Source organism: Thalassococcus sp. BH17M4-6 (genome assembly GCF_049323015.1).
Classification (GTDB): Bacteria; Pseudomonadota; Alphaproteobacteria; order Rhodobacterales; family Rhodobacteraceae; genus Puniceibacterium.
The window spans coordinates 241,378-258,238 of the sequence record NZ_JBMPGU010000005.1 but is presented as its reverse complement, the minus strand read 5'-3'; the positions used below and the strand labels follow the sequence as shown (position 1 = coordinate 258,238).

21 protein-coding genes are annotated in these 16,861 nt (G+C 64.2%); 12 read left to right on the top strand and 9 right to left on the bottom strand.

What is annotated here, in order from left to right:
• Window positions 1-35: 35 nt before the first annotated feature.
• On the bottom strand, window positions 36-1,547 hold the full coding sequence (locus tag ACOXXX_RS09875) for a PAS domain-containing protein (RefSeq protein WP_422826406.1): 1,512 nt from the start codon (window positions 1,545-1,547) through the stop codon (window positions 36-38).
• 87 nt (window positions 1,548-1,634) lie between these two features.
• The gene (gene regB, locus ACOXXX_RS09870; RefSeq protein WP_422826405.1) at window positions 1,635-3,032 is read right to left on the bottom strand and encodes a sensor histidine kinase RegB; all 1,398 of its coding nucleotides are present in this window, start codon (window positions 3,030-3,032) and stop codon (window positions 1,635-1,637) included.
• Between the two features lie 89 nt (window positions 3,033-3,121).
• Here regB and ACOXXX_RS09865 point away from each other — a divergent pair, with 89 nt between their 5' ends.
• Together ACOXXX_RS09865 and ACOXXX_RS09860 are read left to right on the top strand one after the other, a co-directional pair.
• Window positions 3,122-3,745: an SCO family protein gene (locus ACOXXX_RS09865; protein WP_422826404.1), complete on the top strand. Its 624-nt coding sequence runs from the start codon at window positions 3,122-3,124 to the stop codon at window positions 3,743-3,745.
• 76 nt (window positions 3,746-3,821) lie between these two features.
• Window positions 3,822-4,376 (top strand): ActR/PrrA/RegA family redox response regulator transcription factor, encoded by a 555-nt coding sequence (locus ACOXXX_RS09860; RefSeq protein ID WP_422826403.1) that lies wholly within the window; start codon window positions 3,822-3,824, stop codon window positions 4,374-4,376.
• A gap of 12 nt (window positions 4,377-4,388) precedes the next feature.
• Here the strand turns inward: ACOXXX_RS09860 and ACOXXX_RS09855 are convergent, their stop codons facing one another.
• Genes ACOXXX_RS09855 through ACOXXX_RS09845 form a run of 3 tightly spaced genes read right to left on the bottom strand, consistent with a single transcriptional unit; the run spans window position 4,389 to window position 6,142 of the window.
• Window positions 4,389-4,862, bottom strand: a complete 474-nt coding sequence (locus ACOXXX_RS09855) for a GNAT family N-acetyltransferase (protein WP_422826402.1) — start codon at window positions 4,860-4,862, stop codon at window positions 4,389-4,391.
• Window positions 4,859-5,452 carry an HD domain-containing protein gene (locus ACOXXX_RS09850; RefSeq protein ID WP_422826401.1) on the bottom strand — a complete coding sequence of 198 codons (594 nt, stop codon included), beginning with the start codon at window positions 5,450-5,452 and terminating at the stop codon, window positions 4,859-4,861. Before ACOXXX_RS09850 ends, ACOXXX_RS09855 begins: the two co-directional genes overlap by 4 nt.
• Before the next feature lie 3 nt (window positions 5,453-5,455).
• Window positions 5,456-6,142, bottom strand: coding sequence for an FkbM family methyltransferase (locus tag ACOXXX_RS09845; RefSeq protein ID WP_422826400.1), 687 nt, complete (start codon window positions 6,140-6,142; stop codon window positions 5,456-5,458).
• A gap of 145 nt (window positions 6,143-6,287) precedes the next feature.
• Here ACOXXX_RS09845 and ahcY point away from each other — a divergent pair, with 145 nt between their 5' ends.
• The 4 genes from ahcY (at window position 6,288) to ACOXXX_RS09825 (ending at window position 10,058) form a co-directional block, all read left to right on the top strand.
• Complete coding sequence (gene ahcY, locus ACOXXX_RS09840; RefSeq protein ID WP_422826399.1) at window positions 6,288-7,676, top strand: adenosylhomocysteinase; 1,389 nt, start codon at window positions 6,288-6,290, stop codon at window positions 7,674-7,676.
• 30 nt (window positions 7,677-7,706) lie between these two features.
• The gene (locus tag ACOXXX_RS09835) at window positions 7,707-8,441 is read left to right on the top strand and encodes an extensin family protein (protein ID WP_422826398.1); all 735 of its coding nucleotides are present in this window, start codon (window positions 7,707-7,709) and stop codon (window positions 8,439-8,441) included.
• A gap of 392 nt (window positions 8,442-8,833) precedes the next feature.
• A complete protein-coding gene (locus ACOXXX_RS09830) occupies window positions 8,834-9,478 on the top strand; it encodes a PRC-barrel domain-containing protein (RefSeq protein ID WP_422826397.1) in 645 nt (214 codons plus the stop codon).
• A 238-nt stretch (window positions 9,479-9,716) separates the two neighbouring features.
• The gene (locus ACOXXX_RS09825) at window positions 9,717-10,058 is read left to right on the top strand and encodes a DUF2853 family protein (RefSeq protein ID WP_422826396.1); all 342 of its coding nucleotides are present in this window, start codon (window positions 9,717-9,719) and stop codon (window positions 10,056-10,058) included.
• Between the two features lie 267 nt (window positions 10,059-10,325).
• Here ACOXXX_RS09825 and ACOXXX_RS09820 read toward each other — a convergent pair whose 3' ends face one another.
• Window positions 10,326-10,724 carry a DUF1761 domain-containing protein gene (locus ACOXXX_RS09820; RefSeq protein ID WP_422826395.1) on the bottom strand — a complete coding sequence of 133 codons (399 nt, stop codon included), beginning with the start codon at window positions 10,722-10,724 and terminating at the stop codon, window positions 10,326-10,328.
• A 102-nt stretch (window positions 10,725-10,826) separates the two neighbouring features.
• The gene (locus ACOXXX_RS09815) at window positions 10,827-11,387 is read right to left on the bottom strand and encodes a CAP domain-containing protein (protein ID WP_422826394.1); all 561 of its coding nucleotides are present in this window, start codon (window positions 11,385-11,387) and stop codon (window positions 10,827-10,829) included.
• Between the two features lie 165 nt (window positions 11,388-11,552).
• On the opposite strand from ACOXXX_RS09815, the gene ACOXXX_RS09810 reads away from it, so the two are divergent.
• Window positions 11,553-12,155: a L,D-transpeptidase family protein gene (locus ACOXXX_RS09810; protein ID WP_422826393.1), complete on the top strand. Its 603-nt coding sequence runs from the start codon at window positions 11,553-11,555 to the stop codon at window positions 12,153-12,155.
• A gap of 153 nt (window positions 12,156-12,308) precedes the next feature.
• Complete coding sequence (locus ACOXXX_RS09805) at window positions 12,309-12,503, top strand: ferrochelatase (RefSeq protein ID WP_422826392.1); 195 nt, start codon at window positions 12,309-12,311, stop codon at window positions 12,501-12,503.
• Between the two features lie 97 nt (window positions 12,504-12,600).
• Here ACOXXX_RS09805 and hemH read toward each other — a convergent pair whose 3' ends face one another.
• Window positions 12,601-13,665, bottom strand: a complete 1,065-nt coding sequence (gene hemH / locus ACOXXX_RS09800) for a ferrochelatase (RefSeq protein WP_422826391.1) — start codon at window positions 13,663-13,665, stop codon at window positions 12,601-12,603.
• Window positions 13,666-13,721: 56 nt separating this feature from the next.
• Window positions 13,722-14,543, bottom strand: a complete 822-nt coding sequence (locus tag ACOXXX_RS09795) for a class I SAM-dependent methyltransferase (RefSeq protein ID WP_422826390.1) — start codon at window positions 14,541-14,543, stop codon at window positions 13,722-13,724.
• A 15-nt stretch (window positions 14,544-14,558) separates the two neighbouring features.
• Here ACOXXX_RS09795 and ACOXXX_RS09790 point away from each other — a divergent pair, with 15 nt between their 5' ends.
• From ACOXXX_RS09790 to ACOXXX_RS09775, 4 genes are read left to right on the top strand one after another with little or no spacing between them, the layout of a single operon-like run.
• A complete protein-coding gene (locus ACOXXX_RS09790; RefSeq protein ID WP_422826389.1) occupies window positions 14,559-15,287 on the top strand; it encodes a ComF family protein in 729 nt (242 codons plus the stop codon).
• 30 nt (window positions 15,288-15,317) lie between these two features.
• Window positions 15,318-15,575 carry a glutaredoxin 3 gene (gene grxC / locus ACOXXX_RS09785; RefSeq protein WP_422826388.1) on the top strand — a complete coding sequence of 86 codons (258 nt, stop codon included), beginning with the start codon at window positions 15,318-15,320 and terminating at the stop codon, window positions 15,573-15,575.
• Window positions 15,575-16,405, top strand: coding sequence for a carbon-nitrogen hydrolase family protein (locus tag ACOXXX_RS09780; protein ID WP_422826387.1), 831 nt, complete (start codon window positions 15,575-15,577; stop codon window positions 16,403-16,405). Before grxC ends, ACOXXX_RS09780 begins: the two co-directional genes overlap by 1 nt.
• The gene (locus tag ACOXXX_RS09775) at window positions 16,405-16,842 is read left to right on the top strand and encodes a MarR family winged helix-turn-helix transcriptional regulator (RefSeq protein ID WP_422826386.1); all 438 of its coding nucleotides are present in this window, start codon (window positions 16,405-16,407) and stop codon (window positions 16,840-16,842) included. The genes ACOXXX_RS09780 and ACOXXX_RS09775 overlap by 1 nt, the downstream gene beginning before the upstream one ends.
• Window positions 16,843-16,861: the final 19 nt, after the last annotated feature.

The following is a 16,861-nucleotide window of genomic DNA, read 5'->3' as shown; positions in this document are numbered from 1 at the left end:
GACATTACCCGGCATGCCCGGGGCTGCAAGCCAGATCAGGCGCGCGCCAGGTCCGGAACCGGCAGGGCCTTTGGTGAACTTGGCAGGTCCGGCGCGCGGAACCGGACCACCGTGGCCCCGCCCGATACCGGTTCGACGCAACAGATGAGCGGCGTGCCGTCCGCCATGTTGAGGCGTGCCTCCCACCGGGCGCGTTCGCGCAGGGTCAGGACGAAATCGCGGATATCGCCCCAGATCGGTGAGGCCCGGCAGGCGGTTTGCCACAGGCGCGTGGCGTCGATTACCGTCACCTCGGCCAGTGATCCGTCCGGGTCGCTGTCCCACAGGGCCCGATACGGCGCGTTGGCATAGCTGAGCACGCCCAGCGGGGTAAAGACCGCGATGGCGTCGTCGATGCTGTCGAGCACCGACTGGTTGAGTTCCAGTTCGGTGCGGAAGCGGCGGGTCAGCGAAATCTCGGCGCTGATGTCTTCCAGCAGGAAGGCGATGGCGCCGTCGGGATGCGGCCGCCCGGTGATGCGGTAGGTCAGCCCCGACGGCAGCGACCAGGTTTCGCAATACCGGTCGTCGGAGGCGGCGGCGACGAGGGCCGCCAGATCCTCGCGCCAGCAATTGTAGTTCTTGGGCTCCGGCATCATGCGGTTTTCGCGCAACCCGTCGAAGAAAGACATGAGGTTCGGTCGTCGGCTCAGGAATTCGGCGGAGAGATCCGACAGGTCGATCAGTGCCGGGTTGAAAAGGGCCAGCCGCCGGTCGCGGTCAAAGACGGCCAGCCCGGTCGGCAGATGTGCAAAGGTTTTGGTCAGGGTCTGGACGAAATCGCGCTGCGCGATTTCGGCCCGCACCACCGCGTCGATATCGCCGGCATAGTTGAGCCAGCTGCCGTGGGACCGAGCCGAACAGACCTCGTACCAGCGGCGGTTTCTGCGATCCTCCGATCCGACGCTGGTGCGGATGCGGGTCGGATCGTCGGTCGGGGCCAGAACGATGTCGAAGAGCGGATCCTCGGGCCGGTCATGCCCGACGTCCCGGCACAGCCGCATGTAGGCGTCGTTGCACCAGAGTACCCGACCCTGAACGTCGCATTGCCAGATCGGATGCGGCGCTGTGGCCATGGCGGTGCGCAAGAGGCTCAGTTCGCGATGGCGCAGGAATGCCTCGTGCTGCTCTGCCGCGCTGGGGGCGGGACTGTCGAGGATGATCCGCGTTGCCTTGCCGTCGCGCAGGATGCGCAGACCCGAGCCGCTCGTATCGGCGGCCCGAAGCCGCAGATCGGTTTCGGGCGGCGCGTCGGGCAGGTCGGGAAAGCGTGGCCGCAGCGCCGCGGTCAGCCCGGCCCAGTCATCGACGCCCGGTAGCGTGTCCAGCAGCGCCTGCGCCGGGGGCGAGGCGTTCACGATGTCGTCCCCGTCAAACAGGATGACCGCCTGTTCCGGTGCTTGGGCGTCGGCCTTTGGCCGGACAGGCGACCGCCGCAGCAGGAACTGGGCAAGAAGAGCGGCCAGAGTCGCGCCGATACCAATGCAGAATGCCAGAAAGACGTCCAAAGCCCGCCCCGCTATCCATGTGATCTGGTGCGCAGCTTGCCGACAGGCCGTTAAGAGTGGGTTAACCGCGTTGCGTCGGGTAGCGTATCACGCCAGAATCGGACGATTTTCCCCGATGGCAAAGCTGTTGCCGCTGCCCTGGGGCACGATCTTGGCCCGCGGCCAGACCACTTCGACAATGGCGCCACTGCGCTCGGCCTGTTCGGAGGCGGGCAGGAACGGGTCAGCGCCGTTGGCAAAGCTCAGTTCGGCCCCGGTGCGTTCCAGAAGCGTCTTGGCGATGAAGAGACCCAGCCCCATACCTTCGTATTCAGGGCGCGCGGATTTTCGCGCCTCGGTGCGGCGGCGCCCCACGAACGGGTCGCCGATCCGGCCGATCAGATGCGCCGGAAATCCCGGTCCGTCGTCGAGAATGCGGATGGTGATCTGCGCGTCGCTCCAGATCGCCTCGACCCAGATGGTGCTGCGGGCGAAATCGACGGCGTTCTGTACCAGGTTACGCAGGCCGTGAATGACCTCGGGGCGCCGCAGGATCTGCGGCTGGTCCGGGTCGGCGCCGGGCGCGGGCTCTTCGTTGATCAGGATGACCTTGCCGCGCCCCTCGTGCGGTTCGGCGGCTTCGCGGATGACCTCGACCAGGGGCGCCTGGCGCATCTGCAGGTCGTCCTTGCCCGCGCGCCCCATGGAACGCAGGATATCGCGGCAGCGGTCGGCCTGTTCGCGGATCAGCCGGGCATCTTCCTGCAGGTCGGGATGGTCGTCCAGATCCTCGATCAGTTCCGAGGAGGTGAGCTTGATCGTCGCGAGCGGCGTGCCCAGTTCATGCGCCGCCGCCGCCACCACGCCGCCCAGATCGTTGAGCTTTTGCGCCCGAGCCAGCGCCATCTGCGTGGCCGCGAGCGCATCCGACATCGAATGCATTTCCGCCGTGATGCGGCGGGCGTAGATCGAAATGAAGATCAGCGCGATGGTGATGGCGAACCACTGACCATAGATGAAGATGTCCGGAATGCGCAGGATCGTACCATCCGCCGTGCGCAGCGGCAGGTGATAGACCATGAGCGCAGTGATCAGCAGAAATGCCGTGGTGCCCAGAAGCACGGTCGAGCGCAGCGTCAGAAACGCCGCCGACACGGTGACCGGCGCCAGCACCAGCAGCGAAAACGGATTGTGCAGGCCGCCGGTCAGGAAAAGCAGAAAACACAGCTGAAGCACGTCGAACATGACCATCATCAGGTTCTCGGTCTCGCTCAGCCGCTTGTTTTCGGGGAAAACGAAGATCGCGATCATGTTGCCCATGACCGAAACGCCGACGGCGAGGTAGCACAGACCCAGCTCGAGCTGCAGGTTATAAAGATACTGCGCGACGGTCAGCGCCACGATCTGGCCCGCGATGGCGAACCAGCGCAGCAGGATCATGGTGCGCAGGCGGATCCAGTTGCTGCGGTTGCGCGCGCTCAGCAGGCTGCTGTCGATGTCGGTCATCTGCGCCTATCTGTCCCTTGCACATCGCACCTCAATGGTTAGCTCTGGGCAAGGTAAAGCAGCTTGCGCGGCCCGGAAAGGAAAATGGCATGGTCAGGATAGCGGCAATCTCGGCAGGGGTGGCGGTGGCCGCGCTCTTGGGGGGTGTCTGGTACGTGACGGCGCCGCAGGGCGGGGGCGGTCAGTTCGCCGACTGCATCAGTGGCCAGATCGCCGGTGGCAGCGGCGGCATAGGCGGCCCGTTCGAGCTGGTCAATTCGGACGGTCAGACCGTGACCGATGCCGATGTGATCACCAAGCCGTCGCTGGTCTATTTCGGCTATACCTTCTGTCCCGATGTCTGCCCGCTCGACACTGCGCGCAACGCCGAAGCCGTCGACGTGCTGGCCGAGCGGGGCGAGGAGGTGACGCCGATCTTCATCTCCATCGACCCGGCCCGCGACACACCCGAAGTGGTGGGCCAGTTCGCGTCGAACCTGCATGAAAACATGATCGGCCTCACCGGCAGCCCCGAACAGGTCAAGGCCGCAAGCCAGGCCTACCGTACCTACTACCAGTCGCAGGACGACGGGTCGGACCCCTACTATCTGGTCGATCATTCGACCTTTACCTATCTGGTCCTGCCCGAGCATGGATTTGTCGAATACTTCCGTCGCGATGTCCCGCCCGAGGAACTGGCCGACCGGGTCGGCTGCTTTCTCGACAAGGTCTGAGCCTGCATAAGATTTGACCACCCCAAAAGGCCGGGCTAGGTTCCTGATCAGGATAAGATTTTCCGGGGGTGATCACTTGGCAGACCGCGCGGCGCACGATTTGGGAGAGGACAAGTCCCTCCTGCTGGTCGATGATGATGAACCGTTTCTGAAGCGGCTGGCCAAGGCCATGGAAAAGCGCGGATTCGAGGTAGAGACCGCCGGGTCGGTGGTGGCCGGGTCCGCCATCGCAACGGCACGCCCGCCGGCCTATGCGGTTGTCGATCTGCGGCTTGAGGATGGCAACGGGCTCGACGTGGTCGAAGTGCTGCGCGACAAGCGGCCTGATTGCCGGGTCGTGGTGCTGACCGGCTATGGCGCCATCGCCACGGCGGTGGCCGCGGTCAAGATCGGCGCGACCGACTACCTGTCGAAACCGGCTGACGCCACCGACATCACCAACGCACTGCTGGCCAAGACCGATGACCTGCCGCCGCCGCCGGAAAACCCGATGAGCGCGGACCGCGTGCGGTGGGAACATATCCAGCGGGTCTATGAGCTCTGCGACCGCAATGTGAGCGAAACCGCCCGCAGGCTCAACATGCATCGCCGCACGCTCCAGAGGATTCTGGCTAAACGGTCGCCGCGCTAGCGCAGCCCGACCTCAAAGGTCGTAACGTTTCAACACACGCGGCGCGACGGGGGCGTCGTCCCACAGGCCCCAATCCTCGAACCCGCGGCTTTGGTAATAGGCCAGGCCCTGCGCGTTGTCGGCGCGGATCACGGCGATGATGGCGGCGTATCCCAAGGTCCGGGCGGCGTCCTTCGTGGCCTCGAACAGCGCCGATCCGACGCCGATCCCGGTCTGGCCCAGCCGCACGAAACTGGCGATGTCGCAGCAGGTGTCGGGCAAGTCCGGATGCGGCTCGATCCATTGAAAGCCCAGAATCCGGCCCGCCGCATCCTCGGCAACCCGCCAGGCAGAGCGATCCGGGCTGCTGTCCATCCAGTCCTGCAGCATGTCGCGCGTCACCGGGTCGGTCATGGCGGTTGTGCCGCCCTTGGCGATGATCCCATTGAGCAGGTCCGCCATCTCGCGCGTGTCGAGCCTGCCTGCCGGGCGCACCGTCATGGTCATAGCTGTGCCATCAGGGCGGCGTGGCGGGCAGTGAATTCGCTGCGTGCCTCGACCGGCGGGCGCAGCACGATCGACAGGCCGTCCATGAACTTGGGGTCGGGCCGCCCGAAAAAGCGGTTGGCCTCGGTATCGGTGAACCCGGCGATCTGCGTCGCCTCCATCCAGGCGCTGATCTTGTCGGCGCGCTTGATCTGCTTCTTGACGCTGAGCGGGATCTGCGCGGGCAGACCAAAGCGCAGGTGGATCGCGGCGGTCAGCCGATCGTCGAGCGCGCCGTATCCCGGCCCCACCGCTGCCTTCACGGGGGAAATCATGTCGCCGATGACGTATTCCGGTGCATCATGCAGCAGCGCGGCCATGTGCCATTTCACCGGCGCGTCTGGGCAGAGCCGTCCGTAGATCGTTTCGACCAGCAGCGAATGTTCAGCCACGGAATAGGCATAATCGCCGCGCGTCTGGCCGTTCCAGCGCGCGACAAAGGCCAGCCCGTGGGCGATATCCTCGATCTCGATATCGACGGGGGTGGGGTCCAGCAGGTCAAGCCTGCGGCCCGACAGCATGCGCTGCCATGCACGAGGTTGCCTGGCCATGGATCAGATCGGAATGTCGGTGGTGGCGAAGACGTGGTTGCCATGCAGCTTGCCGACATGGCGGTAGTTCAGGCCGCGGAAACTGCGTTTGATCCATTCCGGCTTGTTGAAATACTCCAGGATCAGGATCGGCTGCCAGCGATGGATCAGATGGAACGCCCCCAGCAGCGCCTGCTTTTCGTGCCCTTCGACATCAAGCTGCAGCAGGCTCACCTTGCGCTCCAGCGGCACGGTGTAGTCCAGCATGGCCGCGTTGACCGCCTCGACCCCCGGCCCATCCTCGGTCACGAAATGCGACAGGCCGCCCAGTGACTTGCCAGCCTCGTCACGGGTGCGGAACCGCAGTTCTCCGGGGCGGTTCGACAGCGCGGCATTGGTGAGCGCCACGTTCTTCAGTCCGTTCATCGCCACGGTTTCGCGGGCCGCGGCGAAATTGCCGGGGTTCGGCTCGAACGCCCAAAGCCGCGCGTCGGGGGCAAGCGCACTCGACAGCGCGGGAATGAAATCGCCGAAGAACGCCCCGGCGTGGATCACGTCGCCATCGCCCGCATGGGCGCGCATGAAGCGCAGCGTTTCAGGCTCATAGGCCTTGCCCGACAACACCGCCCTGGCGGCGGGTCGATCCTCGAGCCCCTCGGGAATGCAATAGCTTCCGTATTCGTTCGTCGGTATCTGGGTGGGGGCGTCCAAGAAGACAGTCCTTTCGTCGCTCCGGCTGTTGCGCCGGAAGGGCAGGCCGCAGCCCGTGGTCGCAGGGATTCTGATCTACGTTGCCTGTCAAATCAAGGGATGCTACGTGCCGCGTCAACACGACATTGAAAGTTGGAGAGCCGAGATGGCAAAAGACTATATCGTCAAGGACATTGGTTTGGCGGCCTACGGGCGCAAAGAGCTGGATATCGCAGAAACCGAAATGCCGGGCCTGATGGCCTGCCGCGAGGAATTCGGCGCGTCGAAGCCGCTGTCGGGTGCGCGCATCGTCGGGTCGCTTCACATGACGATCCAGACCGCCTGCCTGATCGAAACGCTGGTGGCGCTGGGCGCAGACGTGCGCTGGGCCTCGTGCAACATCTTCTCGACCCAGGATCACGCCGCGGCCGTCATCGCCGAAGCCGGTGTTCCGGTCTTTGCGGTCAAGGGCCAAAGCCTTGAAGAGCATTGGGATTATCTCGACAAATCCTTCATGTTCGAAGATGGCCCGAACATGATCCTCGACGATGGCGGCGACGCCACGCTTTATGTTCTGCTGGGGGCCCGCGCCGAGGCAGGCGAGGAGATCATCCCGGTTCCGTCCTCGGAAGAGGAAGAGGTGATCAAGAAGCAGATCGCCAAGCGCATGGAAGCCAGCCCCGGCTGGTTCACCAAGATCCGCGACCAGATCAAGGGCGTGTCCGAGGAAACCACTACCGGCGTGCACCGTCTTTACGAACTGGTCAAGCAGGGCCAGCTGCCCTTCCCGGCGATCAACGTGAACGATTCGGTGACCAAGTCGAAGTTCGACAACAAGTACGGTTGCAAGGAATCGCTTGTCGACGGCATCCGCCGCGCCACCGACACCATGATGGCAGGCAAGGTCGCCGTGGTCATGGGCTATGGCGATGTCGGCAAAGGCTCTGCCGCATCGCTGCACGGCGCCGGTGCCCGCGTGAAGGTGACCGAGGTCGACCCGATCTGCGCGCTGCAGGCCGCCATGGACGGCTTTGAGGTCGTGCGTCTTGAGGATGTGATCAGCTCTGCCGACATCTTCATCACCACCACCGGCAACAAGGACGTGATCCGCATCGAGCATATGCGCGAGATGAAGGACATGGCCATCGTCGGCAACATTGGCCACTTCGACAACGAAATCCAGGTCGCCGCGCTCAAGAACCACAAGTGGACCAACATCAAGGAACAGGTGGACATGATCGAGATGCCTTCGGGCAACCGCATCATCCTTCTGTCCGAAGGCCGTCTGCTGAACCTGGGCAACGCCACCGGCCACCCGTCCTTCGTGATGTCGGCGTCCTTCACCAACCAGGTGCTGGCGCAGATCGAACTTTGGACCAAGGGCGAGCAGTATGCCAACGAGGTCTACATCCTGCCCAAGCATCTGGACGAAAAGGTTGCGCGTCTGCATCTGGGCCGCATCGGTGTGCGCCTGACCGAGCTGAACGCCGAACAGGCCGCCTATATCGGCGTGTCGCCCGAAGGCCCGTTCAAGCCCGAGCACTACCGCTATTGATCTTGCCGGTCCGACGCCCATCTTGGGCGTATGACCGAGCCCCGAAAAACACGCCGCCCCGCCTTGCGCCGGGCGGCGTTTCTGCTTCTGCTGATCCTTGCGGTGCTGTCTGGTGTCGCGCTGGTGCGGCATCCCGAAACTCCGCTGCCGGATCAGTGGAACCTGTGGGAGCCGTTGCGCATCGCCGATCCCGTCACCCCTGTCACCGGGTTCAAGCTGCGCCGCGCGCTCGACACCGACGGGATGTGCCGCGCGGTGCTGGCCGACGCCGGGGCGGCCTTTGACGCCTTGCCAGAGCTGGAAGAATCCGCCCAGTGCCATATCCGCGACCGTCTGGCCGTCAGCGGCCTGTCTGGCACCCGGCTTGCGCGGGTCGAAACCTCTTGTGAAACGGCGTTGCGCCTGGCGCTCTGGATCATGCACGGGGTCCAGCCTGCCGCGGAACAGGCCTTTGGCACAGGGGTGCGGCAGGTGCACCACTTTTCCAGTTACAATTGCCGCGCCATCCGCACGGTCAGCGGCCGCACCGGCCGGATGAGCACCCACGCCACCGCCAGCGCCATCGACATCAGCGGCGTCACGCTGGAGGACGGGCGGCGGATCAGCCTGCTGGGCGGCTGGGACGATCCCGACACCGGCCCGTTCCTGCGTGCGCTGCGCGACAGCAGCTGCGCCTGGTTCGGCACGACCCTGGGGCCGGACTACAACGCGCTGCACGCCGATCACTTCCATCTGCAGAACCGGGGCTACGGCACCTGCCGCTGACCTGTCGCGCCGCCGCACGACCGGCGCACCGCGCCTGATAAATGGTTCCGCAGTGCCGATGACCGCCCGCGGGTTGTGCAGAATATCGCCAGCGTGCGGCCGCCAGGGCCTGCCTTGGCCTGCCCAGCCATGGCCATGCAGATGTTTCCGGTTTTTCGCGCAGAAATTTCGACCCCTACCGATACGAAAACCCCTCTTATTTTCAATGCGTTGACATACGCGATTCGTGACTAACGTATTGGTTCCCGGGACTATTTCAGCTTCGGCGGAAACCCCCACGACCAGCGCGAGGTTGGATTGGCATAACGTCATCAACGCTGAGGAGATCAGATATGACCTTCAAAGACTTCATGCTTGGAACCACAGTTGCCGCCCTTGTTGCCGGGGGTGCAGTGGCACAGACGACAGACAGCATCACCGAAGACACGCAGGCACCCGCCGCTGAAAGCGAAAGCACGGGCGGCAGCGATATGTCGACCGATCAGACCACGACCGAGGAAAGCGGTTCGGAAGACAGCGATTCGGACATGTCGACCGACGATTCTTCGACCGACGGTTCGGACGACATGGCCACCGAAGAGCCGATGGCTGACGATGGCGCCAGCGACACGGCGACCGAAGAGCCGATGGCGGACGAGGGCACCAGCGACATGGCCACCGAAGAGCCGATGGACGGCGAAGCCGGTTCGACCATGGCACCCGAAGCCGAAACCACCGATGTCCCAACTGACATTGCGAGCATGACCGTGGGGGATATCCTTGGTCAGAACGTGATGGGTGTTGAAGACGAATCCGTCGGCGAAATCGACTATGTCATCGACGACGGCGGTGTCGTGTCCTTCGTGATCGGCGTTGGCGGCTTCCTGGGTCTTGGCGAATACACCGTCGCCATCCCGGCCGATCAGTTCAGCCTGGACGAAGAGGGTCGGCTGACCCTTGGTTCCATGACCAAGAGCGATCTGGAAGCCCAGCCGGAGTTCGACGAAAGCACAGCAGAAAATCTGCCCGAAGACATGACTATCGGCAGCCTGATGTAAGCTGTCCCTGTCAAGTTCAGGATTGGCGCGCCTTCGGGCGCGCCTTTTCCGTTTGCGGGGCGGCCTTCCGCAGCGTGTCGTCTGGTCTGGTGTCGCAATCGGGCATCGGGGGGAAAAACGTCATAGATTAATCATTGTCAGGCGGATCAAACGCGGTAACCATGCCCACATGTGTTCGGAACTAACCGGACTGATAGTAGGGAAAAGACGGGCAACAGCCCGCAACGGGGGAAAATCCATGGGGAAAAGAGACGACCTGATCGCCAAGTATGCCGATGATCTGCGCACAAAGTGCGGGATGGAACCGGACATGGCGCTGCTGACGAAGGTGACCATCGGCTGCGGACCGGCAATCTACAACGCCGATGCCTCGACCGTGGCGGCCGGTCAGGAGCACGAGCTTGAGACAGTGAAGGACAACTTCCTTGTCAAGAAACTGGGCCTTGCCGACGGGCCGCAGCTGATGGAGGCAATCCATTCGGTGATCGAAACCTATGGCAAATCCGAGCGGAACAAGTACCGCGCGGTGATCTACTACATGCTGACCAAGCATTTCGGCAAGGAATCGGTCTACGGCTGATCGGTGCCCCTTGCTGTACGGACGAAAGGCCCCGGCAGGGGCCTTTTTGTTGCGCGAAGGTTAAGAATTTAGGTTGAAAGCCAAATGCTTAGCCTTTGCCGAGAGCGGGTTTCGGCGGTAAGAAGGGTCATTGCGCCAGGAAGGCCGAGACCTGACAAAATTCACGACCGATGCTGTGGGAGCATTGTGGGGTGATGGGGGTTTCGGCATCGGCCGGAACCCCCGCTTTCGTTCAGGCCCGGTACAGGTCTCGGGGCACGGCAGAGCTCAGGCGAAAAGCCCCAGGATCAGACCGATCACCGTCGGGCCCAGCACCGCATACCCGCCGTCGATGATCATCAGCTTCTGCGGGCGGCGCGCGTAGGCGTAGTTCATCGTGACCCATGGGGCGAGGATGAAGAGCCCGACGCCCAACCCGGACAGCAGCCCCTTGGTGGCGGTATCGATCCCGGCGCTGGCAAAGACGTGCCGCATCATACCGGCCATCAGAATCGCGGCGACAAAGCTGATCACGAACGGCACCACCGAGAATTCGCCCGTGGGCTTTCCCTCGGCATCCATGGGAACGCCTGCCGCTTCCATCCACGGTCTGGCAAGTGTCATGTACCAGACCGCCCCGGTGGCAAAGCAGCCCAGGGCCGCGATGATGACAGACAGGTATCCCATGAGGCTTCTCCGGCTGTGAGATCTCTCACAGACTGCCATTCGGCCCGAATTCTGTCCAGAACGGCCTGCGCGGCTGTAGCTTCGGATGAAAAGGGAAGCGGATCAGAACGCCGCGGCGGGAATCGGTGTCACCGGCTGTGCAGGGGCATCGCCGCCCATGATCAGCGTCCACCAGATCTTGCCGTTGGGCTCCTGATACCAGGAAAAGCCCATGTCGCGGGCTTTGGCATCCACGATCACGTCGCGGGTTGCCGGGTCTTCCATCCAGGCGGCCAGCGTCTCAAGCTCGGTCTCGTAGGTTTCCGAGATGTTTTCGCCCAGCATCTGGCCGGAATAGCCCGCGCGACGCACGCGGTCGATCGGCGACGACCCGTCGGATCCAAAATGCCAAGGCCGGTTCTGCACAGACATGTCGCGCGAATGGGTGGCGGCGGCGGCATTCAGCGCCGAATCAAGCTGCACCGTCGGCGCACCGGCGGCCTGCCGGAGGGAGTTCACCGAATCGAGCATACGGAACTGGATGCGCCCCTCGGCACCTGGCCCGATGTTGTAGACCCGCGGCAGCGGCTTGCCGTCGGGGCCGATGGTCGGCTGGGACGGTGGGGCCGCGCAGGCCGCCAGGACCAAAGCCGCGGACGTCAGGAGAATCAGGATACGGGTCATGATGGTGCCACCTTCAGAGTGAGATGGAACCGGCATATAGTGCCCTGCGTTGCACTTCAAACCCACATAAGCGTGACGGCGGGGCCTAACGGGCGTTTGATTTGCGACTGCGGCATTACCGCAATATGATCAGGGCTTAATTCCATCCGAGGAGGAATCGGTGATATGACCACTTCGACATCCAAAACGGTCGGTCGACGCGCCTTTCTGGCAGGGTCTGCCGCCATGCTTGGCGCACCGGCCCTGGCCCAAAGCGTGAACGGCGACGGGACCGTCGAGATCGAGCGCGATATTTCCAAGATTGTGCGCCGCAACGTTTCAAGCTTTCGGTCGCTGGACTGGCGCCCCTACTTTTCCAACCTGAACAACGGTGCGATCTTGGTCGATACCACCAGCCGCGCCTTGCATTACTGGTCGGAAGACCGGAGCACCTACAAGCTTTACCCGACCTCCGTGCCGCTGACCGAGGATCTGACCCGGCGCGGCCGCACCCGGATCGTTCTCAAGGATCCCGAGCCCGACTGGCGCCCGACGCCATCGATGAAGCAGCGCAATCCGGAATGGCCGGATTACGTGCCGCCGGGTCCCGACAACCCATTGGGCACCCGCGCCCTGCACCTGAGCTGGACCTACTACCGGATCCACGGCACCCACGATACGCGCAAGATCGGGCGCCGGTCTTCGAACGGCTGCATCGGTCTTTATAACGAGCATATCGAGCAGCTTTACGAGCTGGCGAATGTGGGTACACAGGTGTTGCTAATTTGACGCCACGGCGGCGATCCGCTTTGGCGGCGAAGCAAGATAGGTTTGCATTCCCAAGGTTTTGCTGCTTAGAACGAGTCACGAGGTAAGTCTTGGGGGCCTGTCGTCAGTATACCTGTATCTGGTAACGGCAGGCAAATATCTGGAGGATATAGTATGAAGAAACTCGCTCTCGCCGCCGCAGTGACCGCCGCTGCTTCGACCGCAATGGCCGGTTCGTATGCAAAAGACGACGTTGTCATGGAACCGATGGTTGTTGTCGAAGAGACCACTCAGGCCTCTTCGTCCGCTGGCATCCTGGTTCCGCTGATCCTGATCGCCATCGTGGCGGCAGCTGCTGCGTCCAACTAAGCCTACCGGTTTAGAGAAAACAGAAAGGCGCTGCTTCGGCAGCGCCTTTTTCTTTGTGCGGGTCGGGTGAAGACCGCGCGCCGGGTCGCGTCACGCGTCAGCGCAGCCAGCCTTCGAGGTTCTCTTCGATCACCGCCGACAGCGCCTTGATATGCGCCGGATCGTCGTTGAGGCAGGGAATATAGGTGAACTGCTCGCCGCCCGCCTCTTCAAAGCTTTCCTTGATCTCTTCGTTGATCTCTTCCAGCGTTTCGATGCAGTCGGCAGAAAAGGCAGGCGCGCAGACGGCGATGTTCTTTTTGCCGTCCTCGGCGGCCAGCCGCGCCACCTCTTCCACCGTGTAGGGCTTCAGCCATTCCTCGGGGCCGAATTTCGACTGGAAGGTGGTCTTGATCTCGGTCTCGTCCCAGCCCAGCCGTTCGCGCAGCAGGCGCGTCGTTTTCTGACACTGGCAGTGGTAGGGATCGCCTTCGAGCAGATAGCGTTTCGGCACACCGTGATAGGAGCAGCACAGGATGTCGGGCCGCGTGTCGAGCTTGGCGTAGGCGGCCTCGATCGACTGTGCCAGCGCCTCGATATACAGCGGGTGCTGGTAATAGGGGTCGACGGTGCGCACCGTCGGCTGCCATTTCTCGTCCATCAGCACGCGAAAGAACTGGTCGTTCGCGGTGGCCGAGGTGGCGCCCGCGTAATGCGGATAAAGCGGAAAGAACAGGATCTTGCGGCACCCGGCGTCGATCATCGCCCGCACTTTGGACCGGGTCGACGGGTTGCCGTAGCGCATGCAGAAATCCACCACGACCTGATCGCCATAGCGGTCGTGCATGGCCTTGCTGATGGCGGCGGTCTGGTCCTTGGTGATGGTCATCAGCGGGCTTTCGCCCTGCTCTTCGTTCCAGATCGACTTGTAGGCCTCGCCGGAACTGAAGGGGCGCTTGGTCAGGATGATAAGCTGCAAAAGCGGCTGCCAGAGCCACGGTGAATAGTCGATCACGCGGCGGTCCGACAGGAATTCGTTCAGGTACCGGCGCATCGACCAGTAATCGTAATTGTCGGGCGTGCCGAGGTTGGCCAGCAGGATGCCGACCTTGGCAGGCGGCACCTTGGGGTGATCGGTCGGCGCGTGCGTGGGCCGTTGCGCGGATTTCGTGGCGTCCAGCATGGTCGAATCCTGATCTTTCTGCGGTTCTGCGTGAGATAAAGCCTGGGCCGGGAAGGTCAATCTTTCAAAGGCGTCTCGCGGGTGCCCAGGGCCTCGGCCAGTCGGGCGGTGGCTGATCCGGGGCGCAGCGGTTGCGGTTGGCTGTCGTCCGGTGCCCATCCGGTCAGCACGATAAGCTCGAAGGTCGCCGGAACCCGGCCGTCCGCGCCCGCAAAGCTTTCGGCATAAATCGCGGCGGCGCGCAGCAGCACCTGCCGCCGGGTCGGATGACGCAGCCGCGCGGCCAGCGCATTCGCCTCGCCCATCGCGCGCAGATCGCGCATCAGGTCGAGCGGCGTGGCATAGGTTGCGGTCAGCGGCAGCGAATCCGCCACCGGCAGCGCCAGCCCGGCGCGCTGCAAAAGCGCGCCCAGATCGCGGATTTCCCCCATCGGGGCCACCCGGGGCGACAGCCCGCCGGTCACCTCGATCTCGGCCTGGCCCAAGGCGCTTCGCAGCTGGTGCAGCGTCTGCCCGCCAAAGGCCACCGCCAGCAACAGCCCATCGGGCCGCAGCGCACGGCGGCACTGGATCAGCTGGCCAACCGGGTCGTCGGCCCAGTGCAGCGCCATGGCATGCACCACCAGATCATGCGCTTGCGGTTCAAGCCCGAGCACCGGATCGTCAGCGACGATGCGCGCCTGTGGCAGCGCGGTTTGCCACGGCTCGGCAAAGGCCGTGACGACGGCGGGCGCGGTAAACGTCTTGTTAACCATCGCCAGCCGATCCTGCACCTCCTGGGCGGCAGCCTCGTGCAGGAACAGCGCGGGCGCCTTTGCGGCGCGTGCGCGGTGCAGGGCCAGGGCGGTGCGGTCGGTCAGGGGGGCGGGACTGGACATGAGGGGCTAGATAGGATGCTGCGGGACGGGTTGCAAACGGCGCTGCGTCTGATCTATCCGCCGCGCTGCCTGTCCTGCGGCGGGCTGGTCGAAACGGATTTCGGCCTTTGCGGCGCCTGCTGGCGCGATACGCCGTTCATTTCGGGCCTTATCTGCGACCTGTGTGGCGTGCCCCTTCCAGGATCGTCGGACCGGGTAGAGCATTGCGACGATTGCCTGACCGTGGCGCGCCCCTGGGCGCAGGGCCGGGCAGCCCTGCTTTATCGTGACACCGCGCGGCGGCTGGTGCTGGCGCTCAAGCATGGTGACCGGCACGACATCGCCGCCCCCGCCGCGGGCTGGATGGCGCGCGGTCTGCGCCCGCTGGTGACGCCGGACACGCTGGTGGTGCCGGTGCCGCTGCATCTGCGTCGGCTGATCCGCCGCCGCTACAACCAGTCCGCCCTGCTGGCCCGCGCGCTGGCCAACGAGCTCGACCTCGACTGGTGTCCGGATGCGCTCGAACGGGTGACACACACGCCGTCGCTGGATGGACAGAGCCGCGATCAGCGATTCGCCACGCTGAGCGGGGCGCTGCGGTCCAGGCCTGCGCGGGCCGGGGGGCTGGCCGACAGGCCGGTGCTTTTGGTGGATGATGTCATGACCTCGGGCGCGACGCTGGCGGCGGCCGCCGACGCCTGCCATGCCGCGGGCGCAGGCGCGGTCTGCGTTGCGGTACTGGCACGCGTTGCAAAGGACACCTAAATCCCTGACAAAGGGATAAAGGATAACGACATGCCGACCATCGACATCTACACCTCGCCGCTCTGCGGCTTCTGCCATGCTGCGAAACGCCTGCTCAAGAGCAAGGGCGCCACGTTCAACGAAATCGACGTCCTGGCCGACCCCAGCCGCAAGCCCGAGATGATCGAGCGCGCCAACGGCGGCCGGACGGTGCCGCAGATCTTTGTCGGCGACACTCATGTGGGCGGCTGCGACGAGCTTTACGAGCTGGAACGGGCGGGCAAGCTGGACCCGCTTCTGGCGGCCTGATGCGCGCCGCCCTCCTGCAGATCACCGCGTCGGACGATCCGGGGCAGAACCTGCGGGTGGTGTCGGAGTTGCTGCGTCACGCGGTGAAGGAAGGCGCGGGCCTCGTCCTGACGCCCGAGGTCACCAATTGCGTGTCGTTGGACCGCAAGCATCAGGCGCGTGTCCTGAAACCGCAGGCCGAGGATCCGACCCTTGCGGGCCTGCAGGAAGAGGCGGCGCGCCTGGGTGTCTGGCTTCTGATCGGATCGCTCGCGCTGCGGGCCGAGCCACCCGAGGAGCGGTTCGTGAACCGGTCCTTCCTGATCGGGCCGGACGGCGGCATCGTGGCCTGGTACGACAAGATGCACATGTTCGACGTTCAGGTGTCAGAGGCGGAAACCTACCGCGAATCAAGCGGATATGCCCCCGGGGGCCGTGCCGTTTTGGCCGATGCCGGGTTTGCGAAGATCGGCATGACCGTGTGCTACGACCTGCGGTTCGCCTACCTCTACCGGGCGCTGGCGCAGGCCGGTGCCGAGGTGCTGACCGTACCGTCGGCTTTTTCGCCCGGCACCGGGCCCATGCACTGGGAACCGCTGCTGCGCGCCCGCGCGATCGAAACGGGCAGCTATGTGCTGGCCCCCGCGCAGGTCGGCCAGCACGCGGCGTCGGCAGGCAAGAGCCGCCGCACCTACGGTCACTCAATGGCGGTGTCGCCCTGGGGCGAGGTGCTGCTGGACGCGGGCGAAACCGTGGGCGCGCACTTCGTCGACCTTGACCTGGGCGAGGTCGCCAAGGCGCGCGCGCGAATCCCGTCGCTGTCCCATGACCGCGCGTTTTCGGGGCCCTGATGTCGTCCATCGACGCCCTTGCCATAACCCTGATCAGCGAATTGCTGACCGCCGACCAGTTGCTGCGCAATCGGCTGACGCGGGTGCTGCCGAACCGCATGGAAATCTCGCATTTCTCGGTGCTCAACCACCTGGCCCGCGGCGGGCAGGAGCGCAGCCCGGCGCAGCTGGCGCGCAGCTTTCACGTCACGCGGGGCGCGATGACCAACACGCTGGGCAAGCTCGAGGCGGCGGGCTTTGTGCACATCCGCCCGGACTGGGACGATGCGCGCAAGAAACTGGTCGCGATCTCGCCAGCGGGCCTTGCCGCGCGCGATGCGGCGCTGGCGGCGATCACGCCGCTGGTGTCGGATATCCTGTCAGAGCTGGGGGATCAGAAGGTGCGCACGGCGCTGCCCGTGTTGCGCGAGATTCGCCTGAAGCTGGAAAAAGGATAGGGTCGGCGAACCACCAGTC